Source organism: Pseudidiomarina atlantica (genome assembly GCF_000753735.1).
In the GTDB taxonomy this organism is placed as follows: Bacteria; Pseudomonadota; Gammaproteobacteria; order Enterobacterales; family Alteromonadaceae; genus Pseudidiomarina; species Pseudidiomarina atlantica.
In genome coordinates this window covers 462799-487763 of sequence record NZ_JPIN01000001.1, presented here as the reverse complement: position 1 = coordinate 487763, position 24965 = coordinate 462799, and the positions used below count along the sequence as shown (strand labels likewise).

Genomic DNA, 24965 nt, shown 5'->3' with positions numbered 1-24965 from the left:
TGGTCACTATCTTACCCTTGTGTTTGCTTACGTTCAAAAGTACCATTGTCGCCTTAAAAAAGATCAGGAGCAGCAATGTTAACAGGTAGTATTGTCGCCTTAGTGACGCCTTTTACCGAGCAGGGCAACGTTGATTACACCGCGCTCGCAGAGTTAGTCGACTGGCATGTCGCTGAAGGTACAGATGCCATCGTTGCTATGGGCACCACGGGTGAATCACCAACCATGAGTCACGATGAACATGTCATGGTGGTTAGTGCCGTATGTGAACTCGCTGCAGGGCGTATTCACGTGATTGCTGGCAACGGTTCCAATGCGACCGCCGAAGCGGTTCATCTGACCGAGCGCATGGCAAATCTACCGTTAGCCGGTTTTTTGAACGTCAACCCATACTACAACAAGCCTTCGCAACGTGGTCTCATTGAGCATTATCGGGCCTGTTGTGCCGCCAGCGACTTACCGCAATTACTCTACAATGTGCCAGGGCGTACGGGCGCAGATTTGACCCCTGAGCAAGTTGCGGAACTTGCCGAGATTCAGCACATTGTTGGCATTAAAGAAGCAACCGGTGACGTTGCGCGCGTCGCAGAGCTGCGCAAACGCTGTGGCAATGATTTCATTTTACTCAGTGGTGATGACCCTACTGGCTGCGATTTTCTGTTAGCCGGTGGTCAAGGGGTGATTAGTGTCACTGCCAATGTTGTCCCTGGATTGATGAAACAAATGGTGACCGCCGCGTGTCGAGGTGAAACCGAGCAAGCACGCGCACTGGATGCACAAATGCAAGACTTACACGAAGCCATGTTTGTGCAAGCAAACCCGATTCCGGTAAAATGGGCACTGGCACAAATGGGTAAAATCGAGGCGAATTATCGGTTACCGATGACTGCGCCGGAACTTCCGCAGCAACAACACATCGAACAAACATTAAAACAAGCTGGTTTAGTAAGCGCGGAGCACGCATGAAAGTATCTTATTTAGCAATTTTGGGACTCTCGACAGTTGTCTTGAGTGCTTGTAGTTTCACCCCCCGCGAGCAAGCTGAGGGTGATTTTGAATATACTAACGTCGAGCTGCGAGAATCATTACGCCCAGCTGCCGGGAAGCAACTGCCGACGCCAAGCAATCGCTACGAAATACCGCAAGTAAATGTGAAAGGTGAAGTGGGGAAAGACGTGAACGTCTTGTCACCGGTTTTGGTGCGCGCGACTGCTGCAGGTAGTCGTCCAAGTGAAAACCCTGATGTGACCGCGGTCGATTTCTCTGAGCTCGATGGTATGGAGAATTTGCCGGCGTTCGTTTGGGAGAGTCTTTATGATGAGCTGGCAGAGCGTAATATTGAAGTGCGCGATGAAGTGGCGGAGCAGAGCCTGACGACGGGCTGGATCAGTGAAAACGTGTTGGTCACCGAAGATGAATTAGAAGTGACGGTCGAGCGGCGCTTCAAAGTGACTATGGAAGTTCCCGATCACCGCCGAATTGCCACCTTGAGTGTCGAAATGATCGATAAGAAGCAAAGCGGACCGGGTGCAGGTATGGCACCAGGTGGCGTGAGCGATAGTAATGCTGAAGCAGCATTACTGAATGGCGTAATTAACGAAATTGCGATTCGCCAACAAGAAATTTTTGCCGAGGCTGAGGCCAATGCGGTCGTCAATGTTGAGCCAACCTTTAATGCCGACGGTATGCCGGCATTTCAAGTTGATATCGGCTTTGATGTGGCATGGCCATTGACCGAAGAAGTGCTTGAAGCACTTGGTTTTGAAGTGGATGATTTGAATCAATCGACCGGTATGTACTACGTGAATTACCTGCGCGACGCTGGCTTTAGTCTGGCGTTCTGGGACAGCCGTAACGATGGTAAAGTCGATCTGCCAGACGGCAATTATCGAATCAACGTCACCGGTGATAACAACACCTCGACGATCACCATCTTCCGTGGTGAAGAGCCGTTAACTGCGGCTGATATCGATCGCATTTATGGTCCTTTTGCGGCGGAGATTCGCCGTCAAAGCGCCCTGTAACTTGTAAACACGCTGGAGACCTTGTTGCTCATGGAAAAACGTACTGAACTTTATCGTGGTAAAGCAAAAACTGTGTATACCACCGATGACCCAGACAAGCTGATTTTGCATTTTCGCAATGATACCTCTGCGTTTGACGGCGAAAAAGTTGAGCAGCTTGAGCGTAAGGGGATGGTGAATAATAAGTTCAATAACTTTATCATGGGCAAACTCGAAGCAGCGGGTATCGCTACGCAGATCGTTGACGTGGTCAGCGATACGGAAACCGTGGTGAAAAAGCTACACATGATTCCGGTGGAGTGCGTCGTGCGTAACTATGCAGCCGGTAGCCTCGTGCGTCGCTTGGGTGTGGAAGAAGGTCAAGCGTTAACGCCTGCAACTTTTGAACTGTTTTTGAAGAACGATGCGTTGCACGACCCGATGATTAACGAGAGCCACGCGGTCACTTTCGGTTGGGCAACTGCAGAGCAGTTGGCGACTATGAAAGCACTGACGTTCCAAATCAACGATGTGCTTAAGCAATTGTTCGAAGATGCGGGCATGCTATTGGTAGACTTCAAACTTGAGTTTGGTCTCGACAGCGCGGGCAACATAGTGCTGGGCGACGAATTTAGCCCTGACGGTTGTCGTCTGTGGGACAAAGAGACCCGTAAGAAGCTTGATAAGGATCGCTTCCGCCAAGGTTTAGGTGGCGTCGTCGAGGCGTACGAAGAGGTGGCACAACGCTTAGGTGTGCCGCTGTAAGTTACTTTTTATCCCAATCGTCGTCATCTTCATCGTGAGGATGACGCTCTGAATGCCGTTGCTTGAGCGACGGCATTTTCATATTTGCGGTATGACGCAACAGCATAATGTTGCCAATCACCACACCAAAGACCAGCACTAAGCCTACGATCAGCCAAAAATCCATGTATCGTCTCCATGCGCATCTGCAGCATCGCAGATAGTATCAATATAGCGTGCTTTGAGTTCCGGTAAACAGGCGATGACGTAATCTTTACCTGCAATGTCGCTGTCGCCGATAACTTCACACAAGATTTCGACGGTAAGGAGTTGCTGGGCCTCGGCAGCAAGACTCCGGTAACTGAGATGCCATGGCTCAGCAGCAACGCCACCACGGTATTGCCGGTAAGGAAAGAAAAAACCAAAGTCAGCGGCGTGCTGAGACAGCCACAGCGCGAGTGAATGGCATGGGCCGCCTTCGTCATACTCTGCCGGTATCAGCTCCAACTGGCGCGTTCCTGAGGCAAACGGACGTGGGTCAAAAACATCCAAGTCGGTGCCCCAATGGTGGCGACTGGCGCCGGGTAGCGCCGACCACGTCATAATAGCTTCAATTTTATCGCCCATAGTCAAACTCGCGGTGTCGAGCAGCTGCCCCTGCACATTGTAGAGTGGCGCGGCACCGCTGAATTTGCGATTCCAAATGCTTTGTTGGCGGGCGAAATCACGAAAGCCCGAGGCAATGTCCATTGCTAGGCCTGCCTCTGCTGCGGCCGCAGCCATTGCTTGATAAGCTCCGAAGACCGCGGGTTGCAGTCGCACCGTTGGACGACAGCAAGGATCGCTGACGACATGGCTGTCTACTTGTCCAGTTAGCTCTGCTACGCTCAGCACAACAATTGCTCCAAGATAGTTTCGTAGATGTCCGTAAGTAGTAGCAGATCTTCGGCAGCGACGCACTCATTGACCTTGTGAATAGTCGCATTGACTGGACCGAGTTCGATAACTTCAGCACCAGTGGGTGCGATAAACCGACCATCAGAAGTGCCACCTGCAGTCGACAATACTGGAAGTAGCCCTCGATGGTGGCGGATCGCCGCTTGGGTCGCGCTTAATAATGGCCCCTCAGCGGTCAGAAAAGGCTGACCGTTGAGTTTCCAGTCGATGGCGTAGTCGAGTTGATGGGCATCAAGAATGGCGCGTACCCGCTGTTGAAGATCCTCTGCGGTGGTTTCAGTGCTGAAGCGAAAATTAAAGCTGACGTGAAATTCACCTGGGATGACGTTGCCGGCACCCGTACCGGCATGGGCGTTTGAGATCTGAAAGCTAGTCGCGGGGAAAAAGGCGTTGCCGTGGTCCCATTCGGTGCTTGTCAAGGTGGCGAGTGCAGGGGCAGCACGGTGCACTGGATTATCAGCTAGATGCGGATAAGCCACGTGGCCTTGCACACCGAACACTTTAAGTTCACCCGAGAGTGAGCCACGGCGACCGTTTTTGACGACATCACCTACTTGTTCGGTACTGGAGGGTTCACCGACGATACACCAGGTAATTTTCTCGTTACGTGCTTCTAAGGTGTCAATGACACGAGTGGTGCCATTGATAAAGGGCCCTTCTTCGTCACTGGTCAATAACAGTGCAATGCTGCCTTGGGGGTTAGGGTGACGTGCGAGAAAGCGTTCTAGCGCAACCACCATTGCCGCTAGGCTACCTTTCATATCAGCAGCGCCACGACCATACAACATGCCCTCGTGTAGGGTAGGGGCAAAAGGTGGAAAGCGCCACGCGTGCTCGACGCCTACTGGCACCACATCGGTGTGTCCGGCAAAACAAAATAACGGGCCGTCGCTACCACGTCGTGCCCACAAGTTGGTGGTGTCTTCGAACACCATGGTTTCCAAAGTAAAACCTAGTGCTGCTAAACGCTCGCCGAGCAGTTGCTGACAGCCTGCGTCATCAGGCGTTACCGACGGTCGCGCAATTAGTTCAGCAGCAAGTGCTAGGGTTGGGTTACTCAGATCCGCTTGGCTCATAGACCGATGACCTGTTGCCACTTGGCTTGATCAAAACCTACCTGCAGTTGTGAACCTTGTTGCAACACTGGACGTTTCATCAGGGTCGGATGTGCCTGTAACAAGGCAATCGCTTGGGTATCGTCAGCTAGGGCTTGCTCGCTGGCAGACAGCTGCCGCCAAGTGGTGCTGCGCTTATTTACCAGCTGTTCGCGCGAAACCTGTTCGAGCCACGCGCTGAGCGTGGCACTCGACAGTGGTTGCTCACGCACATCATGAAAGTCATAATCAACACCCTGTTGTTCGAGAAATTTACGCGCTTTGCGCACAGTGTCGCAATTCGGAATACCAAAAACTGTCAGTTTCATCATTGTTTTTGCTTGTTCTTAACGGAATGGAAGGATTGAGCTAGCATTTTGGCAAAAGCGCGGTAGATTCTCCACAGTTTGTGTGGATAAGTCTGTGAGTTAGCTGCTGCGAACTAATTAAATAACTGAAAAATATAATAAAAATGGTTTGTTTGAGTTTTAATCAGGTTGTTCGAAAGCTGATCTGTCAAGTGAATTTTTGCTGACAAACGGAGAAATTTAAATGGCCCATTCATTGTGGCAGGTTTTACAAAGCGGTCAGAAGTATGCAGCACTTTGGCCGCATCATTCGGTAGTGGCGGCAATGACCGAGACTCGGGTGGTACCGGCAGTAAAATTTGCCGCCAAGTTTATGCCTGCGTTGGCGGTGATTAATTTTCTGGTGCAATGGCAATGGCAAGACGGGGCACTGTTACCGCAGGCGATCGTCACTTCACTATTTTTGTTGTCGTTGCCATTGCAAGGCTGGTATTGGTTAGGGCGCCGGGCATTGAGTCCACTCGATCCGCGGCTCAAGCATTGGTATTTAGAGCTGACAAAAAAGTTGAAAATGCAACCACAAGCGAAACCCATTCGCATGGATCTCGCTCGGGTGCTAAGGCGGGCGTTAGATGAATTACCGCCCGATGAGCATTAGAGTTTGAATTCACTCCAAATAGGAGCGTGGTCTGACGGTTTTTCGATACCGCGCAATTCATAATCAATACCACTGTCGACTAACTTATCAGCCAAACTGGCGGTGGCAAGAATTAAATCAATGCGCAGCCCGCGATTGTCATCGAAGCCTCGGGAGCGATAATCAAACCAGCTAAATTGATCGGTGACCGTTTGATGTTGCAGGCGGTAGGTATCGTGCAACCCCCAATCGAGCAGGGTATTGAGCCACTCCCGCTCTTCAGGTAGGAAGCTACACTTGCCAGTGCGTAACCAGCGTTTGGCGTTTTCTTCACCGATACCGATATCGCAATCCTGATGCGAAATGTTGACATCACCCATCACGACTACTTGTTGCTCCGGATCCAGCTCGCTACGCAAGTAATGCATTAAGTCAGCGTAGAATTTTTCTTTGGCTGGAAACTTCAGCGGATGGTCGCGGCTTTCGCCCTGCGGAAAGTAACCGTTAAGAATGCGCACACGGCTACCATCAGCTTGCACAAAATCGCCCATGATCATACGGCGCTGAGCATCCTCGCCGTCGGTCGGAAAGCCAAACTGTGGATTCTCGAGCGGCTGTTTGCTTAGCAATGCCACACCGTAATGGCCTTTTTGCCCATGAAAAATCACGTGGTAACCCATGGCTTCCACATCAGCTAGTGGAAATTGCTCGTCGTGCACTTTGGTTTCCTGCAAGCCGATGACGTCTGGCTGATGCTTGTCAATTAAAGCTTGGAGCTGATGCAAACGTGCCCGAATGCCATTAATGTTAAATGAAATAACCTTCATTTTGCGCGCGTTCCTTTGGTCTTTTTGTTCATCGATAAGGTGCTAGCAAGCATACCAGAAGGCCGGAAAAGGCGCGACCATAAGGCTGTGTTAGCCAAGGATTTTCGGTATACTGCCAAGAGCAAATAACAACAAAAAGAGTAAAAAGGGAGAGCAGTATGGCAACCGATTGGTTGCAGATCCGCGCCGGTAAACGCGCGTATCAGCATATTCAGGAGCATGGACTCGACCAAGATGCCATCGACTTGTTGGTCGGCGCTTCCGGTGGGCCTAAATGGTTTGTTCTACAAGGGCTTGATCGCTTTTTGTTCGGCGAGTTTTTTGCCGAGCGTGAACGGCCGCTCGATTTACTCGGTACTTCGGCGGGTGCTTGGCGTTTTGCCTCACTGGGCCAACGCGATCCGGTTGCTGCCAGTGACTTGTTTGCCAAGCTGTATAGCACGCAAACCTACAGTGCTAAACCAGATGTACAAGAAATTACCGAAGAAGCCCGCAAGCTACTGCATACCTATATTCCCGATGATGCGGTGCACGATATCCTCAACCAAGACAAATTTCGCCACCATTGGATAGTGGTGCGCTGTCGCGGTTTGACGGCGGTTGAAGGTAAAAAGCAACTGTTTGGTTTGTTGACTTCAGCACTTGCGAATTCAATGAAGCGTCAGTGGCTGGGTAAATTTTACGAACGGGTAATTTTTCATCATCCCGCATCGCCCGCAACCTTCACTGAACTTTGGCACGACTTACCGACGCGTCATGCCTTGTTAAGCGAAGACAACTTTAAGCAGGCACTACTAGCAACAGGCTCAATTCCGTTGGTGCTCGAAGGGGTGCGTGACATTCCTGGTGCACCTGCAGGTATTTATCGCGATGGCGGGGTGACAGATTATCATTTTGACCTCGACTTCAGTGCCATCGATGGTCTGGTGCTCTATCCTCATTTTCATCATGAAGTAATTCCGGGCTGGTTTGATAAGCGCAATAAAAAGCGCCGTACTACTGGGGCACATTGGCCGAACGTGATTATGTTGACGCCAAGCGCAGAATTTGTCGCGCAATTACCGTACGGCAAAATCCCCGATAGAACCGATTTTGCGGATATCGACGTAGAAGAGCGAATCAAGTATTGGCAGCAAGCTGTGGAACAGGGTCGGTGGATGGCTGATCAGTTAAAAGAATGGATTGCTACTGGTGAAATTCGCAATAAAGTGCAACTCTGGCGTTAAGCGACGCAAGTTCACTTGCTAGAACACGAGGTAAACAAATGAAGTATCGCGGTTATGCAGATTTTTCTCACGCTCAAGCAGACAAAATTGGCGTTTTGGTAACCAACTTGGGCACCCCAGATGCACCCGATACGCCCTCGTTGCGGCGTTACTTGAAAGAGTTTTTATCCGACCCACGGGTCGTCGAAGTGCCACGTGCGCTATGGTGGTTGATTCTCAACGGGGTGATTCTGCGAATTCGTCCAAAGCGCTCTGCTGAGGCCTATCAAACGGTATGGACTGAGCGCGGCTCACCGTTGCTATTCCACACCGTTGCACAAGCCGAAAAGCTACAAGTTGCGCTGAGTGAGGACTATGGCGACCAAGTTATCGTGCGTTATGCCATGCGCTATGGTTCGCCGAACATGCGTGAGGTGATCGATGAAATGCTCCAGCATGGTGTACGCAAGCTGGTGCTGCTGCCGTTGTATCCACAATACTCGGCTGCTACCTCAGGTTCGACTTTTGATGCGCTAGCACAGGATTTCGTCAAGCGTCGTTGGCTACCAGACTTACGTTTTATCAGTCATTACCACGATGATGCTGGGTATATCGACGCCTGTGTAGCGCAGATCAAAGCGTATTGGCAAACCCATGGGCAAGCTGAGAAATTGATCTTCTCGTACCATGGTGTGCCTTTGAAGTACTTACAAAAAGGTGATCCCTATCACTGTGAGTGCCATAAAACATCGCGCCTCATTGCTGAAAAACTCGGTTTAAGTAAAGATCAGTACCTGACGACCTTTCAATCACGCTTTGGCCGTGAAGAATGGCTTAAGCCCTATACCGACGAAACGTTGAAATCATTGCCTGGTTTAGGTGTCAAAAACGTACAAGTGTTCTGTCCTGGCTTCAGTGCAGATTGTCTTGAGACCATCGAAGAAATCGGCGAAGAGAATCGTGAGTACTTTATCGAAGCGGGCGGTGAGCAGTACGCTTATATTCCTGCGTTGAATGATAACCCCGATCATATTGCCGCATTGACTGCTATAGTGAAACGCGAATTGCAAGGGTGGAGTGTGGTTACCGATCAGCACCATCGCGCCGAGCGCGCTAAACAACGCGAAGCCCTTTATGGCAAATTGAGTAATCCAGATTAAGCACAGGAGCATCGAGTGCAGTGACCGCTGACGTAGGGCAAGGAAGATTAGCTCAGGTCATCTCGCCGCTGCTTACCGAGCATCCCGGTAAGAGTGGCGTGATACCCTTGGTCGATGCGCGTGAAGCATTTGCCGCGCGGGTGTTGTTGGCGCGGCAAGCTGAAGTTCGGCTCGATGTGCAATATTATATTTGGCGCCATGACATTACGGGCACTTTGTTGTTTGAAGAACTGCATGCGGCCGCCGAGCGTGGAGTCAAAGTGCGGTTGTTGCTTGATGACCACAACACAGCTGGTCTAGATGTCACGTTGATTGGCTTGCATCAGCATCCCAACATCGAAGTGCGGCTGTTTAATCCGTTACGAGTGCGCCGGCCCCGTTTTCTCAATTATTTATTTGATTTTCGTCGGGTCAACCGACGCATGCACAACAAAGCCTTTATTGTAGATGAGCAGGTAGTCATCAGCGGTGGCCGTAACATTGGCGATGAATACTTCGGAGCCACCTCAGATGTGTTATTTGCAGATTTAGATGCGCTGCTGATTGGTTCAGTAGTCGCGCATGTGGTCAATGATTTTGAGCGTTATTGGCAGAGCGAGTCGGCGGTGCCACTGGAGCGACTGTTTACCCTTACCAAACCACAAGATTTATCGACGCTACAGGCGATTGCCAAGCGTTATGAGCAAGACCCAAGGGCGCAGGATTACGTGCAAGCTATCGAATCTTTGCCGTTTATCCAGCAACTACAGCAGCAACAAATCGATATTTATTGGGCCGAAACCCAACTCGTCAGTGACAGCCCTGCGAAAGCGCTCGGTCGTGCTCAACCGCAGCAGCTCGTTACCCATCAATTACAACAAGCGATTGGCGAGCCGCAGTCGCATGTGACGTTGGTATCACCGTACTTTGTTCCCACCAAAGCTGGGGTCGATGAATTGGTAGCGATGGCAAAGCGCGGCGTACAAATTATTGTGCTCACCAACTCGTTGGCGGCAACCGACGTCGCTGTGGTGCACGCCGGCTATGCCAAGTGGCGCAAGCGCCTGTTACAGCACGGTATTCAGTTATTTGAATTACAGCGCTTGTCGGCCAAAGCGCGACGGCAACAACGCCGCGAGCGACGCCAGCGGCTGAAAGGTAAAGAGCGCTTTGGTTCGTCGGCATCAAGTCTGCATGCGAAAACTTTTATGGTGGATTTAGCACGCGTCTTTATCGGCTCACTTAACTTTGATCCGCGTTCTGCAGCGATTAATACTGAACTGGGTTTTGTGATGCACAGTCGTGAGCTGGCAGCGCGGCTTGAAACTGCAATCATTACCACCTTGCCGCAATATGCTTACCAGTTGCGTTTAATCAAGAATCGGGTGATTTGGGTGGAACGTTTAGGTAGTAGCAGACGAACTCTGTATTACAGTGAACCTGACGCGAGCATTTGGCGAAGACTCGCAGTACGTATTCTTGAGCGCCTACCCATTGAGCGATTGTTGTAGTTATCAGCAAGTGAACCAGAAGGAGACAGTGATGCGATTAACCTTTTTAGGCGGTAGTGAGACGGTTACCGGATCGAAGTATTTGCTTGAAACTGAGACCACTCGGGTACTCATCGACTGCGGACTGTTTCAAGGTTACAAATGGTTGCGGCGCCGCAATTGGGAGCCGGTACCGCTAGGCATTAACGAAGTGGATGCGATAGTACTTACACATGCTCATTTAGACCATTCAGGCTTTGTCCCCGTGCTTTATTCACAGGGCTTTCGTGGTCGCGTCTATGCCCACTATGGCACCGTTGGCTTATGCCAAATCTTATGGCCAGACAGCGGGCGCATCCAAGAAGAGGATGCTAAGTTTTATAAAAAACACCAGCTGAGTAAACATGACAACCCACGTGCATTGTATGACGAAGCGACTGCTGAACAGGCACTTACCTTGTTGCATGGGATTGAATATGACAAGCGCTTTAGTGTCGGTGATATTCACTTTTATTTGCAACCTGCCGGACACATTCTTGGTGCCGCCTCAGTGATTGCCGAACACGATGGTGTGCGGATTGGCTTTAGCGGTGACGTAGGGCGCCCCCATGATATTTTGATGCAACCGCCGCGGCCTTTGCCCGAGGTCGATTATTTGCTACTTGAGTCAACCTATGGTGATCGGCGGCATAGTGAGGAAGATCCCTGGCAACAACTCGCTGATGTGGTGAATGAGACCGCGGCCAGTGGTGGTGTGCTGATGATCCCAAGTTTTGCCGTTGGTCGCGCGCAACTGCTGCAGCACATGTTGATTACTTTGATGCAAGAGGACCGGATCCCACGTCTGCCAATCTTTCTCGACAGTCCCATGGCCATCAGCGTTTCAGAGCTCTACAGTGAACATCACGAGTACCACAGGCTCAGTGCTGCGCAATGTCATGCTGCCGAGCAGGGCATCATCTACACCCACAGCGTCGAAGAGTCGAAGGCTATCGCAAGCCAAGGCGCGCCGCACATCATTATTGCCGGCAGTGGCATGGCAACTGGTGGGCGCATCTTACATCATTTCAAACGTTGGTTAGGCGATCACCGCAGTACAGTGCTGTTCAGCGGGCATCAGGCGGGCGGTACCCGTGGTGCGAAAATGGTGCAGGGCATGGAACGCATCAAGTTGCATGGCCAGTGGCTGCCAGTTAAAGCAAGGGTTCGAGTACTCGATGGCTTGTCTGGGCATGCCGATTATGTCGAGATTGGTGACTGGCTCAAACAATCAGCATTGCCCGCCGATGCCAAGTTATTTTTGGTTCATGGTGAGCCTGATGCGCTCGAGGCACAAGCCGATTACCTCAAACAAACCACCAGTTACGATGTGAATGTTGCCGGCTATCGGCAAGTGCTGCATTTTGACTAAGTCGGCCTAAGTTGGGCTGCAAATTATTGTCTTATTTGAAATTTGAGGCTATACCGCTTAGGGTGAAAAGCAGCAAACAACAAAAAAGGAGTAGGTGATGACGACGCGCAGGAAGTGGAACGACGCCATCCTAGTGCCGGTATTTTTACCGGCGGTGGCAGTCATAGCGTTATTGGTAATTGGTACCTTGGCCAATCCGGAGTTAGCCGGTGAGGTATTTAGCGATGTGCTGGCGTGGATTACTGCCGATTTTGGTTGGTTCTATATGCTTGCCGTAGCAATTTTTCTTGTCTTCATTGTGGGGGTCGCCGTTTCAAAATGGGGCAAGATCAAGTTAGGTCCCGACCATGCGGAGCCCGAGTATAGTTTTCCTGCCTGGTTTGCCATGTTATTTTCCGCTGGCTACGGTATTGCCTTGTTGTTTTTCGGGGTCGCTGAACCCGTTTTGCACTATTCGAGTCCGCCGGTGGGTGCGGCTGAAACAGTAGATTCCGCCAAACAAGCAATGCAGATTGCGTACTTTCACTGGGGCTTTCACATCTGGGCGATTTACGGTCTAGTGGGTCTCGTGCTCGCTTATTTCTCGTTTCGTCATGGTTTACCGTTATCAATGCGTTCAACGCTCTATCCGTTAATCGGCGAGAAGATTCACGGTCCTGCGGGGCATGCAGTAGATACCTTTGCAATTCTCGGCACTATGTTTGGTATTGCGACGACACTGGGACTATCGGTCATTCAAATCAACGCCGGTTTAAATTATCTGTGGCCGTCAATTCCAGTTGGCACAACGGTACAAGTTATCGCCATTGGCGTGATCACCGTGTTTGCGATTATGTCGGTGGTGGCCGGCCTAGATAAAGGCATCAAACGCTTATCTTACGTCAACATGGTGCTGGTGCTGTTTATCTTGTTGTTCGTATTCTTTGCTGGGCCAACGGTGCATATTCTTGAGACCTACCTGCAAAACACGGGCTCTTATTTAAATAACATCGTCGAGCGAACCTTTAATCTGCAAGCCTATTCACGCAGTGATTGGATTGGCAACTGGACGTTATTTATTTTCGGTTGGACCATTGCTTGGGCGCCTTTTGTCGGCTTGTTTATCGCGAAAATTTCACGCGGTCGGACGATTCGTCAATTTGTGTTTGGGGTCATGTTCGTGCCAACAATGTTCACTTTCTTCTGGTTCAGTGTGTTCGGTGATACAGCATTAAACATGATTATGAATGAAGGTTACACTGCGCTCATTGCGGAGGTGCAAAACGACGAGGCCATCGCATTATTTAAATTGTACGAACGCTTGCCTCTCACTAGTATTTTGTCGTTCGCAACCGTGGTGCTGATTGTTACTTTCTTCGTAACCTCGTCGGACTCCGGCTCATTGGTGATTGACTCTTTAGCGTCAGGTGGTCGGACTGATACCCCCGTTTGGCAGCGTATCTTCTGGGCCAGTGCTGAAGGGGTGGTCGCCGGTGTTTTGTTGATTGCTGGTGGCTTAGGTGCGTTACAAACCGCCTCAATAACCAGTGCCTTGCCGTTCGCAGTGATCATTCTGATAGCGGCCTTCGGGATGTGGCGTGCGCTGGTGATAGAAGGGCATCAATACGCGAGTCTAAAAAGCGCGATGCGCACCCATCGCCGTGGTGTCCATCAAGGTCCAGGCTATTGGAAGAAACGCCTTGCGGGTGTGGTCGATTTTCCACAACAGGATGCCGTGCGTGAATTTATCGAGCATACCGTAAAAGACTGTCTCAACGATGTTGCAAAGGAACTGCGTGAGCATGACTGGGAAACTTCAGCCGAGTTCGATGAAGAGCATATTCGTTCGGTGCTGACGGTGCGTAATGGCAAAGATGTCGAGTTCAATTATGAAGTGCGTATGCGCGCCTATCAGCGACCTGACTTTGCGATCGTGAATGCAAAGCGTGACGATAAGCAATACTATCGCGCCGAAGTATTCTTGCGCCAAGGTGGTCAAGCCTATGACCTCTATGGTTATGAACCAGGTGATATTATCAACGATGTGATTAATCAGTTTGAGAACTATTTGCAGTTCATGCACATCTCACCCGGAAGCTTACCCTGGGATTTGGCTGAACACGACGATGATCTTAAGTCATCAAGCTAAGTAATTCGGCCAGCGGCATGGGCTTGGCGAAGTAGTAGCCTTGCCCATAGTCGCAGCCGAGTTTCTGTAGTTTCACCGCCTGCTCTGCAGTCTCGACACCCTCGGCGACAACTTCAATATCAAACTGCCGTGCCATGGCTAGAATACCGCGCACGATAGCTTCATCGCCAGCTCCGTTGTCGATGTCTTGAATGAAAGCTCGGTCAATCTTAAGGTAATCAATCGGCAGTGTTTTTAGATAACTTAAGCTTGAGAAACCGGTACCGAAATCATCTAACGCGATGGGCAAACCCGCATCTCGTAGCTTCTGCATCACTTTGATGGCTTGCTTACTATCCTCCATCAACACACTTTCGGTGATTTCTAATTCTAACGTTTCAGGGGGTAACTGATAACGTTGCACGGTCGCGAGTGTGCTCGTCAAAAATTGTGCCCGCGAGAATTGCACTGCTGAGAGATTAACGGACATAGCTAGATCTGGCTGCTGTTCGCGCAACTTCACCAGGTCTTGGCAGGCTTGGTCCAAGGCCCATTCGCTCGCAGGAATGATTTGACCCGTCGCTTCAGCCATTGGAATAAAGCGATCGGGAGCAATCCATTGGCCACTATCGAGTTGCCAACGCATAAGGGCTTCAACTGATACAATTTTGCCGGATTTGAGATCCACAATGGGTTGATAAAACAATTGCAGCTTGCCTTCATCGATGGCCTGCTGGAACTGGTTGCGCAGATTGACATCGAGCCTGATGTTCTGTGCTAACTCTGACTTGTAAAAGTACAGATGATTGCGACCTTGGCGTTTCGCCATGGTCATGGCGTTATCGGCCTGTTGGATCAGATCCACCGCCTGTTGACTCGCGGAACAGTAGCAGGCAACGCCAATGCTTGCGGTTAGGTAGACTCGCTGTTGGTGCACCGTGTAAGGCTCGGCGATGATCTCAAGTAGCTCATGACCAATGGCGTCGAGGGCCGATAGGTTTTGCCCCTGCACGGCAAGCACGAACTCATCGCCGCCGAAACGCGCGGTAAAGCCATTGCGCTGCGTGAATTTGTGTAGGCGCAATGCCACTTGCTTCAGCACTTCGTCGCCGGCGCTGAGCCCCATCGCTTCATTAATCGGTTTAAAGCCGTCCAAGTCAATAAAGTAGGTCGCCCATTGGCTGTGCTTTTCGTTCAAGCCATGGGTGCGAATCACATCGCTCAAGCGCTGTTCAAAGGTACTGCGGTTCAGCAAGTTGGTCAGGTCGTCATGCTGGGCTTGGAACGCCATCAGCTGTTCACTTTCGACTCGTTCGGTAACGTCTTCATGAATGCCGATAAAGTGGGTAATAGTGCCGTGCGCATCAGCCACAGGCGCCAGTTGCAGTTCGTCCCAGAACCATTCACCGTTTTTACGGTAATGCAGCACTTGCACGTTACAGTCGGTTTTATCACGCAATGCGGTGCGTACTTTGTCGATGTTCTCAGCGTTGGTTTTCGGTCCAATGAGGAAATCGCAGGACTTACCGACAATTTCATGGTGCTCGTAGCCGGTCATTTCTAAAAAAGCGTCGTTGGCATAAATGATCGGGCTACTCGGGTCTTGCGCGCCTGAAATGATGATGCCGTTGGTACTTGAATTGATACCACGTTCGAGAATGCGGAGCTGTTTATCTTGTTCATTTTGCGCGGTAACGTCTTTCGCAATGCCAAAAACACCGGTAATTTCATCGCCTATTTTGACCGGTAGGTTGGTGACATTGATTTGTTTTTGTTCACCGTTGGTGGTGAGCACATTTAACTCATAGCGACACACTTCGCCGCGCAGAGCGCGCTGGAAAAATGCCTCAGCTAAGGCGCGTTCGTGTGGCACGATAAAGACACTAAAGTGGGCGCCAATAATCTGCTCTCGGCTGGCACCGGAAATTTGATGCACCGATTCGTTGGCTTGCACCACCATACCTTCTTTATCGAGCGCAAAAACAGCATCGGGGTGGAACGCGAACAGTGAGCGAAATTGCTGCTCACTTAACTTCAGCCGTCGGGTTTGGAGGTACAGTCGGCTTTTGGCTTGGCGTAAACGTAAGCTGTGACTGCTCAGCAATTCGTTTTGTTGGGTGAGTGCGAGAAAAGCGATACACGACAATAGCCCAAGCAACGCGACGATCATGCGAAGGTTCGAAGCAGATTCGAGCTCTTCAAACGTATACAGGCTAACGGACAGCTTTAGCGGTTGGCCGTAGGGAATAATGAGTTCGGCATTGGCGACAGTGAGTTCGCTACGCTGGGTCGGTTTGTCTTGGTCAAGGCTGATGACGCGGTCTTCATCGAGTGACGCGTAAATTTTGAGGGATTCCGGCATTAACCGCGTATCGGGACTGATCAATTGCATTAAATCAAAGGTGACGAGCAAATAGAAGCGCACGTCTGCCTGGTAGCCGACGGGCATCATCAAAAAACCCAACGGGCTGCGGTCACCGCGAAAGTGTTCGGCAGGGATCAGCATCGAAATATCAGGTGGCGCTGAACTCAGCCATTGCTGTATTGACGTGTAATTGAGCGATTCCAAATAGCTGGTATCGTCATTTCGGTGTTGTTGCCACACCGTGCGGCCACGATTATCGATCAGGTGAATGCCTAAATAGTGCGGTATGTCGCGTAAATAAGTGGCCGTGTCGAAGCGGGCGAATTCAGATGTCGGTGGCACGTCTAATTGCTGCCAGCGCTCGCGCAGGCGATTGAGTACCTGAATATTCACTTGAATGGTTTGTTGCCGCACTGTCGCGACCTTAGCAATGATACTTTCAGCTTCGGTACGGGTGGCGTTGATTTGATTGAGACTGAGCACAAACCAAGTGGTGCAAATGGTGGCTACCAACGCAAACGTCGTGCTGGTTGCGGGTGTCAGCCGCATATTAAAGTGCAATTTACGTTTGTTGCTGGCAAGTACCAACGAAATACCAATCAAGAATAGCGTGATGGTGGCTAACGAAGTGACTGGTGGATGCGGGCCGAGCAGGGCGAACCCATTGGGCGTAAAGTGCAACACAAAAGAGGCGACGGCCAGCACGATGAGAATACTGGCGAATACCTGCATCCAACGGCGCTGAATCCGCTCTCTTGGGTTCAGCATTAGGGTTAGGCCTAGGGTCACAAAAGTAAACGCCACCGGTGGATAAAAGTAGGCATCGATGGATTCAAGAAAATCCAGATAGAAAATCGAGGCCATTGACAGGTTGACGATAAGACTGTGCAAGGCGGCAAGGGTCACAATGCTGCCGCCGAGGAGTTGTATGCCTCTGCGTTTTAGCGCAAGTCCGGTTAAGGCAATGGCCACCGCCACAGCCACGACCCCAGAAGTGGTCGAGATGACACGCTCAAACGGGCTGTCTGGTTGGGTGAGGGCATTGACAAATAGTCCTATGACGCCGAACAGAAACGTGGCGCTAATGGTCACAAATAGAGTGACGTTGACGAAGGCGGCAGCCAGACTACGACGATTGAGCATAAAAGTTGTTAGATTTTTCTTATTCCTTGTTGACCAATATCTGCTAAATCGATGTTTTCGTCAATGTTTGGCTGTTACGTAACATCACCAATCGATCCTGACCTTGCCCCAAATAATCATGCTCAAGTTGTTGACTGCTAAAGCCAAAGCGCTCGTAGAGTTTTATCGCCGCACTATTATGGGGCGCTACGGTCAGCCATATCGAGTGATAGCCGAGTCGTTCCGCTGTATTGAGCCAGTATTCCAGGAGCTGAGCACCTAAGCCTTTACCACGATGTGCGCTGCTTACGAGCAATGACATTAGCCACAAATGTTGGGCTTGTTCGGCAGGAGCTCCGAGAATGTAGGCTGCTACTTGTTGTTCTGTTGCCGCCACTTGAAACAATTGCGGCCATTGGTGCAACCCTTGATAGAAGAGTGGCTCAGGATAACCATCGTCAGGATAAAATGATGCTTCTAACGCAGTAACGGCGGCAATATCTGCCGCCGTCGCTGGTCGAAACTCAGGGTATAAGTTTTGCTTAATCACGTTCGAACTGCACACTAAAAGTGACAGGAACTACGTGGTCGATAGCTTTCAAACCGGCGATTTCCTGCAGTTGGTTGATGCCGTCAATCAGCTTGAACTGCTGGGCGTTAATCAGCAGCGGCTGCGACGTTGTCGCTAACACACGGTCTGGACCGATTTTGGTGATTTGCACAGCGGCTTCTAATTCAACGGTTTCACCAGCGATGAACACTGTAAGTGGAATAATGGCCGGAAACGTCCCCGTAGCGGTGTCCGTCTCGTACAATTCGCTCGGCACTTGCGCCGTAGCAGTCACCAGCTCAAACTCGGCAGCATTGAATAAATGCTTCAACATGCGCTCGTTGCGGATCGGAATGGCGGTATCGATGCTACTCACAGGAATCGAGATCTCCAGTGCGCCATCGTTGAGTTGACCTTGCAGTTCGGTGAACCGATGGGTTTCTGCGACCACATCATTTTTAACCGAAACAAAATGCAAACTTGAACTGTTTGCATCTAGCGTCCAGTCATCTGCCTGCGCCGGAACAGCTAAAGCTGCAGCGACCAAAACACTACTCATCAAAGTATACAATTTCATAAATCCTCCTGCTGTTGCTGACCATTTTGCCAACTTTCACAATGCCTATACTAGCATATCCCCTTGATCGATCACCGTATTCCGCCCACAAAACCCCAAGAAAGGGCAGCCCTCCCTTGCGGTCGTGCCCAACCGCAGGGAGGGCTGCCCTTTTTAGGTTAAGTTTGCGTAAAAGACGTGGGGTTGGCGTTGTTGGAAAAAAATATTTTGAACCTTTTTTAGACAAGCCTGCGTATAACCAGTCGGCTTTAGGAAAACTAGAGTACAGAACGTAAACGACGAGGAGATTAATATGTTGAATGTAACTTCAGTAGTAAAATGGTTTGCTGGTGCAGTTATCGTAGCAGCAATGTCAACGGCAGCTTTGGCGCACAATCATGGCGGCAAAAAAGACATCGTTGATATCGCGGCAGGCGATGAGCAATTTTCAACTTTGGTCACTGCGGTAAAAGCAGCTGGCTTGGTCGATACTTTGAAAGGCGATGGTCCATTCACTGTGTTCGCGCCAACCAACGACGCGTTTGCGGCATTGCCAGCAGGTACAGTTGAAAACCTGCTGAAGCCAGAAAATAAAGATCAGCTAGTCGCGGTACTGACCTACCACGTTTTAGGTGACAAAGTTCCGAGTTCTGCCATCGCTGGCAAAGAATTGTCGACAGCGACTGTGCAAGGTGAAGAAGTAGCGATCGACGCAACTGACGGCGTAAAAGTTGGTGGCGCGAACGTGATTAAAGCGGACATCGAAGCGTCAAATGGCGTGATTCATGTGATTGACGCGGTGATTTTACCGCCTTCAATGCAATAAGAAGTAAGCTTAAAAAGTCTACTTGCTTATACATTACGAGTAGTAGTTCCCTGAAAGTAAAGCCCCGTGAGCCACGGGGCTTTTTTTTGATCCATCGCAAGATGTCGACAATCCGTCTGTTGCCCCCCTTGAAATACCCTCAATTTGACATTAAACTGCATGCACTTCGTCAAAAGTGTCGACATCCTTCGCAAAAAGGGCAGGCTTTCTTCTTATGACCGCACATCCTAGCATCGCTCGCCAAGCTATCACTGCCGCTGACCGCGTGCTGTTGGATATTCAACAAGCTATTGTTGACGGTACCATACCCGCTGGCAGCAAAATCAGTGAGCCTGAACTCGCACGACGTTTTGACATTAGTCGGGCACCGTTGCGCGAAGCGTTAGCGCGTTTGGAGCGTTGCCATCTGATTGAGCGCACCCCCAATGCTGGTGCACGGGTGGTAACATTGACGCCACAGGGGTTAGCGGCACTTTATCAGATTCGCGAAGAGCTCGAGGGTCTCGCCTGCAGATTAGCGGCCGAGCAAATGCCTGAAGCGGAAATTCAAGAATTGGCGGCGCTGCTGGACCAACATTTAAGCACCCAGCGGGTGCGTGAAGGCGAGAGTTACTATCAAGAGGCTGGTGATCTCGACTTTCATTACCGTGTCATCTTAGGCAGCAAGAATCCCTACTTGATCAACATGCTCTGTCACGAGCTCTACTATCTCGTTCGCATGTATCGCGTCCAACTGGGCATGAATGGCCCACGGGTATCGCGCGCATTTGACGAGCACAAAGCCATTTTAACCGCCATTGCCAATCGCGATGGTGAACTTGCCGATTTATTAATGCGTCGGCATATCGCGGCTTCCCGTCGCAACATCGAAAATCAATTGAACGAACAGCAACAGAAGAAGGACTCCGCATGAGCAAGGTACAGAGTGCAGGCGCCAAGTTACGCCAAGCAATTAAAGATGAAAGTCCACTACAGATTGTCGGCACCATCAACGCCTACACCGCAATGATGGCAGAACGGGTCGGCCATAAAGCGCTTTACTTATCGGGCGCTGGTGTTGCCAACGCGTCGTTTGGCCTGCCAGATCTTGGCATGACCTCGCTAAATGATGTCTGTGAAGATATTCGTCGCATTACCGGAGCCACTGATGTGCCGCTGCTGGTCGATGCGGACACCGGATGGGGTGGCGCTTTTAACATTGCTCGCACGGTGAAAGAAATGACCCGCGCCGGCGCCGCTGGTTTTCACATCGAAGACCAAGTTGCTCAGAAACGTTGCGGACACCGTCCAAATAAAGAAATTGTCAGCCAAGCTGAAATGGTAGATCGCGTTAAAGCTGCGGTAGATGCGCGAACCGACGATCAGTTTTTGATTATGGCGCGCACCGATGCGCTGCAACAAGAAGGCTTGGAAGCTGCCATTGAGCGCGCGCTGGCCTGTGTAGATGCCGGTGCAGATGCGATTTTTGCCGAAGCTGTACATACTCTTGAACAGTATCAAGCATTCACTAGCGCGCTGAACGTGCCTGTTCTTGCTAACATTACCGAATTCGGCGCCACGCCATTATTCAACAAACAAGAACTTGCTGACGTTGGTGTAGAAATGGTGTTGTATCCATTAAGTGCATTCCGTGCCATGAACAAAGCGGCGCTAACTGTTTACGAAAGTATTTTGGCTAATGGCGATCAAAAAGCTGTGGTGGATAGCATGCAAACGCGGGCGGAGTTGTACGATTTTCTGAATTATCACACATTCGAGCAAAAGCTCGACGAATTGTTTAAAAAATAATAAGAGCGTTAATCGTTATTCGTCATTCGTTAATCAAAGCGAACCACGAATAACGACGAACGAGTAACGAGTAACGAATTTAAGGAGTTAATGATGGTTGATAAAAAATTAGGTGGCGCAGGTTTGCGCGGACAAGTGGCAGGGGAAACTAAACTCTGTACTGTTGGTAAAAGCGGTTCAGGCTTAACCTATTACGGTTATGACATCAAAGAATTGGCAGAAAAAGTCAGCTTTGAAGAAGTCGCATATTTGTTGGCGCATGGCGAGTTGCCAAAAGCTGATGATTTAGCTGCTTACAAAGGTCGCTTAGCGAAATTACGTGGTTTACCGCAGTCATTGAAAGATGTACTTGAGCGTATTCCTGCCGATGCCCACCCAATGGACGTGATGCGCACCGGTTGTTCGTTCTTGGGTAACATTGAGCCTGAAGCAGATTTCAGCCAAGCGGATGACAAAATTGAACGTTTGTTGGCAGCCTTCCCAAGTATGCTGTTGTATTGGTACCACTTTAGTCACAACGGCAAGCGTATCGAAACCGAAACGGATGCGGATTCGATTGGTGCCCATTTCTTAGAGCTACTGCATGGTAAAAAGCCGTCGCAATTGCATGCTGATGTGATGAACACCAGCCTGATCTTGTATGCAGAGCATGAATTCAATGCCTCAACCTTTACTGCACGTGTTTGTGCGTCAACTTTGTCAGACATTTTCTCGTGCGTCACCGGTGCCATCGGTTCATTGCGCGGTCCATTGCATGGCGGTGCCAACGAAGCTGCAATGGAATTGATTGAAGACATGAAAGATGCCGATGATGCGGAGCAAACGCTGATGGGCATGCTTGAGCGCAAAGAAAAGATCATGGGCTTTGGCCATGCGGTTTATCGTGAATTCGATCCACGCAACGACATCATTAAAGCATGGTCTGAGAAGCTCGCTAAAGAAAACGGCGACACGCGTTTGTATGATGTTTCAGTGCGTTGTGAAGAAGTCATGTGGCGCGAGAAGAAACTGTTCCCGAATGCAGACTTTTTCCACGCTTCGGCTTATCACTTCATGGGTATTCCAACGAAGTTGTTTACGCCGATTTTCGTGATGTCACGGGTGACCGGTTGGACTGCACACGTGAAAGAGCAGCGTGCCAATAACCGCATTATTCGTCCAAGCGCTGATTACATTGGTCCAGAGCCACGTCCAGTACCTAAACTGAACGAGCGCTAAGGAGCCCGCTTTATGTTGAATGAAAAGTACCGTAAGCAGTTGCCCGGCACCTCGTTGATGTATTATGACGCGCGGCAAGCGGTCAATGACATCGAGCCAGGTGCTTACGACAAACTGCCGTACAGTTCGCGTATATTTGCCGAAAATCTGGTGCGTCGCTGCGCACCAGCAGAGCTGACGGATGCTTTAAGTCAGCTTATTTATCGCAAGCGTGACCTCGATTTTCCTTGGTTCCCAGCGCGCGTGGTGTGTCACGATATCCTCGGTCAAACAGCGTTAGTTGACTTGGCCGGTTTGCGTGATGCTATTGCCGAGAAAGGTGGAGACCCAGCGAAGGTCAATCCTGTTGTGCCAACGCAGCTGATCGTTGACCACTCGTTAGCGGTGGAGCACGCCGGTTTTGAAAAAGACGCTTTTGAGAAAAACCGGGCGATAGAAGACCGTCGCAATGATGACCGTTTTCACTTTATCAACTGGACCAAGACAGCGTTTAAGAACGTTGATGTCATTCCACCGGGCAATGGCATCATGCACCAAATTAACTTGGAGAAAATGTCTCCGGTGGTGCAAGTACGCGATGGTGTTGCTTTTGCTGATACTTGCGTGGGGACCGATAGCCACACACCTATGGTCGATGCGCTAGGCGTTATCTCAGTGGGTGTTGGCGGTCTGGAAGCCGAAAGCGTGATGCTCGGTCGTGCCTCTTACATGCGTTTGCCGGACATTATTGGGGTTGAACTGAAAGGCAAGTTGAAGCCAGGTATTACCGGTACAGACTTGGTGCTCGCGTTGACGGAGTTCTTACGTAAAGAACGTGTGGTCGGTGCCTACCTCGAATTCTACGGTGAAGGTGCTGATGCGCTCACCGTCGGCGACCGTGCAACCATTTCCAACATGACCCCTGAATATGGCGCCACTGCGGCAATGTTCTACATCGATGGACAGACCATTGATTACTTGAAGCTGACTGGTCGTGACGACGAGCAGGTGAAGTTGGTCGAACACTTTGCCAAAGAAACAGGCTTGTGGAGTGACGCCTTGCGCACGGCTGAATATGAACGTGTGTTGAGCTTTGACTTGAGCAAAGTCGAGCGCAACTTGGCGGGGCCATCGAACCCGCATGCGTTATTGCCAGCCAACGAACTTGCGCAGCGCGGCATTGCCAAGCATATGGATGCTCCGGAAGACGGGCTGATGCCTGACGGTGCTTGTATTATTGCTGCCATCACCAGCTGTACTAACACCAGTAACCCACGCAACATGATTGCTGCCGGCTTGATTGCCCGTAACGCCAACAAGCTTGGCTTGACGCGTAAGCCTTGGGTGAAAAGTTCACTGGCACCGGGTTCGAAAACCGTCAAAATGTATTTAGAAGAAGCGAATCTATTGCCAGAGCTAGAGCAGCTAGGCTTTGGCGTCGTAGCTTTTGCCTGTACCACCTGTAATGGTATGAGCGGCGCTTTAGATCCGAAAATCCAGCAAGAAATTATCGACCGCGATCTGTATTCGACCGCTGTGTTATCGGGCAACCGTAACTTTGACGGACGGATTCATCCGTACGCCAAGCAGGCGTTCTTAGCATCGCCGCCGTTAGTCGTTGCATATGCGATTGCGGGCACCATTCGCTTTGATATCGAGAAAGACCCGCTGGGTTTTGACGCCGAAGGTAAGCCAATTACGTTGAAAGACATTTGGCCCAACGACGAAGAAATCGATGCAATTGTCAAAGCCTCGGTAAAACCGGAGCAGTTCCGCAAAGTCTATGACCCAATGTTTAGCTTGTCGGTGGATTACGGTGAGCAGAACAATCCGTTGTATGACTGGCGTCCGATGAGTACCTACATACGCCGTCCGCCGTATTGGGAAGGCAAAATGGCCGCTGCGAACACGCTCAAGGGCTTGCGCCCGTTGGCGCTACTCGGTGACAACATCACCACGGACCATTTGTCACCATCGAATGCGATTTTGGCCGACAGTGCTGCGGGTGAATACCTTGCCATAATGGGTGTGCCCGAGGAAGACTTTAACTCTTACGCAACGCACCGTGGCGACCACTTAACCGCGCAGCGTGCGACCTTCGCGAACCCGAAACTGTTCAACGAGATGGTGCGTGACGAAAACGGTGAGGTGATTCAAGGATCACTGGCACGGGTCGAGCCAGAGGGTAAAGTCATGCGGATGTGGGAAGCTATCGAAACCTACATGGAGCGCAAACAGCCGCTGATTATTGTGGCCGGCGCTGACTACGGTCAGGGTTCCTCGCGTGACTGGGCTGCGAAAGGCGTCCGCTTAGCTGGTGTTGAATGCATTGTGGCCGAAGGCTTCGAGCGTATTCACCGCACCAACCTGATTGGGATGGGCGTGTTGCCATTGGAATTCGAACCTGGCACGACGCGCAAGACCTTGTTACTGGACGGTACCGAAACCTACGACGTGAAAGGTGAGATAGCGCCTGGCGCAGCGATGACCTTGATTGTCCATCGTGCCAACGGTGACAGCGTTGAAGTGCCGGTGAAGTGTCGTTTAGATACCTTCGAGGAAGTGTCGATTTACTCGGCCGGTGGCGTGCTCCAGCGCTTCGCCCAAGACTTTCTTGAAGCTGAAGTGGGCTAAGCGTT

The 24965-nt window shown here is 50.6% G+C and carries 22 protein-coding genes; 14 read left to right on the top strand and 8 right to left on the bottom strand.

Annotated elements, in window-relative coordinates; all coding sequences use genetic code 11:
- Positions 1-75 precede the first annotated feature (75 nt).
- The 3 genes from dapA to purC are packed head-to-tail and all read left to right on the top strand — an operon-like array spanning position 76 to position 2768.
- Entirely contained in the window at positions 76-966 is an 891-nt protein-coding gene (gene dapA / locus IDAT_RS02390; protein WP_034729956.1) for a 4-hydroxy-tetrahydrodipicolinate synthase, read from the top strand.
- Positions 963-2024: an outer membrane protein assembly factor BamC gene (bamC, locus tag IDAT_RS02385; protein WP_034729955.1), complete on the top strand. Its 1062-nt coding sequence runs from the start codon at positions 963-965 to the stop codon at positions 2022-2024. The genes dapA and bamC overlap by 4 nt, the downstream gene beginning before the upstream one ends.
- 30 nt (positions 2025-2054) lie before the next feature.
- Positions 2055-2768, top strand: a complete 714-nt coding sequence (purC, locus tag IDAT_RS02380; protein ID WP_034729954.1) for a phosphoribosylaminoimidazolesuccinocarboxamide synthase — start codon at positions 2055-2057, stop codon at positions 2766-2768.
- 1 nt (position 2769) lies between these two features.
- Here the strand turns inward: purC and IDAT_RS13100 are convergent, their stop codons facing one another.
- The 4 genes from IDAT_RS13100 to IDAT_RS02365 are packed head-to-tail and all read right to left on the bottom strand — an operon-like array spanning position 2770 to position 5130.
- Positions 2770-2934 (bottom strand): DUF2897 family protein, encoded by a 165-nt coding sequence (locus tag IDAT_RS13100; RefSeq protein ID WP_081909720.1) that lies wholly within the window; start codon positions 2932-2934, stop codon positions 2770-2772.
- Positions 2919-3641 (bottom strand): M15 family metallopeptidase, encoded by a 723-nt coding sequence (locus IDAT_RS02375; RefSeq protein ID WP_081909719.1) that lies wholly within the window; start codon positions 3639-3641, stop codon positions 2919-2921. Before IDAT_RS02375 ends, IDAT_RS13100 begins: the two co-directional genes overlap by 16 nt.
- Positions 3635-4780: a succinyl-diaminopimelate desuccinylase gene (gene dapE, locus IDAT_RS02370; protein ID WP_034729953.1), complete on the bottom strand. Its 1146-nt coding sequence runs from the start codon at positions 4778-4780 to the stop codon at positions 3635-3637. The genes IDAT_RS02375 and dapE overlap by 7 nt, the downstream gene beginning before the upstream one ends.
- Complete coding sequence (locus tag IDAT_RS02365) at positions 4777-5130, bottom strand: arsenate reductase (RefSeq protein WP_244441584.1); 354 nt, start codon at positions 5128-5130, stop codon at positions 4777-4779. The genes dapE and IDAT_RS02365 overlap by 4 nt, the downstream gene beginning before the upstream one ends.
- A gap of 220 nt (positions 5131-5350) precedes the next feature.
- Between IDAT_RS02365 and yfbV the strand changes: the two genes are divergently transcribed.
- Positions 5351-5764 (top strand): terminus macrodomain insulation protein YfbV, encoded by a 414-nt coding sequence (gene yfbV, locus IDAT_RS02360; RefSeq protein WP_034729951.1) that lies wholly within the window; start codon positions 5351-5353, stop codon positions 5762-5764.
- On the opposite strand, the gene xthA is transcribed toward yfbV, so the two are convergent.
- Positions 5761-6570: an exodeoxyribonuclease III gene (gene xthA / locus IDAT_RS02355; RefSeq protein WP_034729949.1), complete on the bottom strand. Its 810-nt coding sequence runs from the start codon at positions 6568-6570 to the stop codon at positions 5761-5763. The genes yfbV and xthA overlap by 4 nt on opposite strands.
- Before the next feature lie 158 nt (positions 6571-6728).
- Between xthA and IDAT_RS02350 the strand changes: the two genes are divergently transcribed.
- The 5 genes from IDAT_RS02350 (at position 6729) to IDAT_RS02330 (ending at position 13943) form a co-directional block, all read left to right on the top strand.
- Positions 6729-7796: a hypothetical protein gene (locus IDAT_RS02350; RefSeq protein WP_034729946.1), complete on the top strand. Its 1068-nt coding sequence runs from the start codon at positions 6729-6731 to the stop codon at positions 7794-7796.
- Between the two features lie 38 nt (positions 7797-7834).
- Positions 7835-8935, top strand: coding sequence for a ferrochelatase (gene hemH, locus IDAT_RS02345; protein WP_034729944.1), 1101 nt, complete (start codon positions 7835-7837; stop codon positions 8933-8935).
- A gap of 20 nt (positions 8936-8955) precedes the next feature.
- Positions 8956-10425: a phospholipase D family protein gene (locus tag IDAT_RS02340; protein WP_034729941.1), complete on the top strand. Its 1470-nt coding sequence runs from the start codon at positions 8956-8958 to the stop codon at positions 10423-10425.
- Positions 10426-10456: 31 nt separating this feature from the next.
- Complete coding sequence (locus tag IDAT_RS02335) at positions 10457-11815, top strand: MBL fold metallo-hydrolase RNA specificity domain-containing protein (RefSeq protein WP_034729938.1); 1359 nt, start codon at positions 10457-10459, stop codon at positions 11813-11815.
- Positions 11816-11912: 97 nt separating this feature from the next.
- Complete coding sequence (locus IDAT_RS02330) at positions 11913-13943, top strand: BCCT family transporter (RefSeq protein WP_034729936.1); 2031 nt, start codon at positions 11913-11915, stop codon at positions 13941-13943.
- Here the strand turns inward: IDAT_RS02330 and IDAT_RS12930 are convergent.
- From IDAT_RS12930 to IDAT_RS02315, 3 genes are read right to left on the bottom strand one after another with little or no spacing between them, the layout of a single operon-like run.
- A complete protein-coding gene (locus tag IDAT_RS12930) occupies positions 13927-17430 on the bottom strand; it encodes an EAL domain-containing protein (RefSeq protein WP_051986512.1) in 3504 nt (1167 codons plus the stop codon). The two genes, IDAT_RS02330 and IDAT_RS12930, sit on opposite strands and share 17 nt — an antisense overlap.
- Positions 17431-17473: 43 nt before the next feature.
- Positions 17474-17959, bottom strand: a complete 486-nt coding sequence (locus IDAT_RS02320) for a GNAT family N-acetyltransferase (protein ID WP_051986511.1) — start codon at positions 17957-17959, stop codon at positions 17474-17476.
- The gene (locus tag IDAT_RS02315; RefSeq protein WP_034729933.1) at positions 17952-18536 is read right to left on the bottom strand and encodes a YceI family protein; all 585 of its coding nucleotides are present in this window, start codon (positions 18534-18536) and stop codon (positions 17952-17954) included. Before IDAT_RS02315 ends, IDAT_RS02320 begins: the two co-directional genes overlap by 8 nt.
- Positions 18537-18828: 292 nt before the next feature.
- Between IDAT_RS02315 and IDAT_RS02310 the strand changes: the two genes are divergently transcribed.
- The 5 genes from IDAT_RS02310 (at position 18829) to acnD (ending at position 24960) form a co-directional block, all read left to right on the top strand.
- Positions 18829-19341 carry a fasciclin domain-containing protein gene (locus IDAT_RS02310; protein ID WP_081909717.1) on the top strand — a complete coding sequence of 171 codons (513 nt, stop codon included), beginning with the start codon at positions 18829-18831 and terminating at the stop codon, positions 19339-19341.
- Positions 19342-19555: 214 nt separating this feature from the next.
- Positions 19556-20254 carry a GntR family transcriptional regulator gene (locus IDAT_RS02305; protein ID WP_034729931.1) on the top strand — a complete coding sequence of 233 codons (699 nt, stop codon included), beginning with the start codon at positions 19556-19558 and terminating at the stop codon, positions 20252-20254.
- On the top strand, positions 20251-21129 hold the full coding sequence (gene prpB, locus IDAT_RS02300; protein ID WP_034729929.1) for a methylisocitrate lyase: 879 nt from the start codon (positions 20251-20253) through the stop codon (positions 21127-21129). Before IDAT_RS02305 ends, prpB begins: the two co-directional genes overlap by 4 nt.
- 93 nt (positions 21130-21222) lie before the next feature.
- The gene (gene prpC, locus IDAT_RS02295) at positions 21223-22347 is read left to right on the top strand and encodes a bifunctional 2-methylcitrate synthase/citrate synthase (protein ID WP_034729927.1); all 1125 of its coding nucleotides are present in this window, start codon (positions 21223-21225) and stop codon (positions 22345-22347) included.
- Between the two features lie 15 nt (positions 22348-22362).
- Positions 22363-24960 (top strand): Fe/S-dependent 2-methylisocitrate dehydratase AcnD, encoded by a 2598-nt coding sequence (gene acnD / locus IDAT_RS02290; protein ID WP_034730286.1) that lies wholly within the window; start codon positions 22363-22365, stop codon positions 24958-24960.
- The last annotated feature ends 5 nt before the right edge of the window (positions 24961-24965 follow it).

Coding starts and splice junctions, on each gene's coding strand:
- IDAT_RS02315 (WP_034729933.1), bottom strand. CDS start 18,536: ATGAAATTGTATACTTTGATGAGTAGTGTTTTGGTCGCTGCAGCTTTA.
- dapE (WP_034729953.1), bottom strand. CDS start 4,780: ATGAGCCAAGCGGATCTGAGTAACCCAACCCTAGCACTTGCTGCTGAA.
- IDAT_RS02330 (WP_034729936.1), top strand. CDS start 11,913: ATGACGACGCGCAGGAAGTGGAACGACGCCATCCTAGTGCCGGTATTT.
- IDAT_RS02350 (WP_034729946.1), top strand. CDS start 6,729: ATGGCAACCGATTGGTTGCAGATCCGCGCCGGTAAACGCGCGTATCAG.
- purC (WP_034729954.1), top strand. CDS start 2,055: ATGGAAAAACGTACTGAACTTTATCGTGGTAAAGCAAAAACTGTGTAT.
- prpC (WP_034729927.1), top strand. CDS start 21,223: ATGGTTGATAAAAAATTAGGTGGCGCAGGTTTGCGCGGACAAGTGGCA.
- dapA (WP_034729956.1), top strand. CDS start 76: ATGTTAACAGGTAGTATTGTCGCCTTAGTGACGCCTTTTACCGAGCAG.
- IDAT_RS02305 (WP_034729931.1), top strand. CDS start 19,556: ATGACCGCACATCCTAGCATCGCTCGCCAAGCTATCACTGCCGCTGAC.
- IDAT_RS02365 (WP_244441584.1), bottom strand. CDS start 5,130: ATGATGAAACTGACAGTTTTTGGTATTCCGAATTGCGACACTGTGCGC.
- IDAT_RS02310 (WP_081909717.1), top strand. CDS start 18,829: ATGTTGAATGTAACTTCAGTAGTAAAATGGTTTGCTGGTGCAGTTATC.
- prpB (WP_034729929.1), top strand. CDS start 20,251: ATGAGCAAGGTACAGAGTGCAGGCGCCAAGTTACGCCAAGCAATTAAA.
- IDAT_RS13100 (WP_081909720.1), bottom strand. CDS start 2,934: ATGGATTTTTGGCTGATCGTAGGCTTAGTGCTGGTCTTTGGTGTGGTG.
- IDAT_RS12930 (WP_051986512.1), bottom strand. CDS start 17,430: ATGCTCAATCGTCGTAGTCTGGCTGCCGCCTTCGTCAACGTCACTCTA.
- IDAT_RS02335 (WP_034729938.1), top strand. CDS start 10,457: ATGCGATTAACCTTTTTAGGCGGTAGTGAGACGGTTACCGGATCGAAG.
- bamC (WP_034729955.1), top strand. CDS start 963: ATGAAAGTATCTTATTTAGCAATTTTGGGACTCTCGACAGTTGTCTTG.
- yfbV (WP_034729951.1), top strand. CDS start 5,351: ATGGCCCATTCATTGTGGCAGGTTTTACAAAGCGGTCAGAAGTATGCA.
- hemH (WP_034729944.1), top strand. CDS start 7,835: ATGAAGTATCGCGGTTATGCAGATTTTTCTCACGCTCAAGCAGACAAA.
- xthA (WP_034729949.1), bottom strand. CDS start 6,570: ATGAAGGTTATTTCATTTAACATTAATGGCATTCGGGCACGTTTGCAT.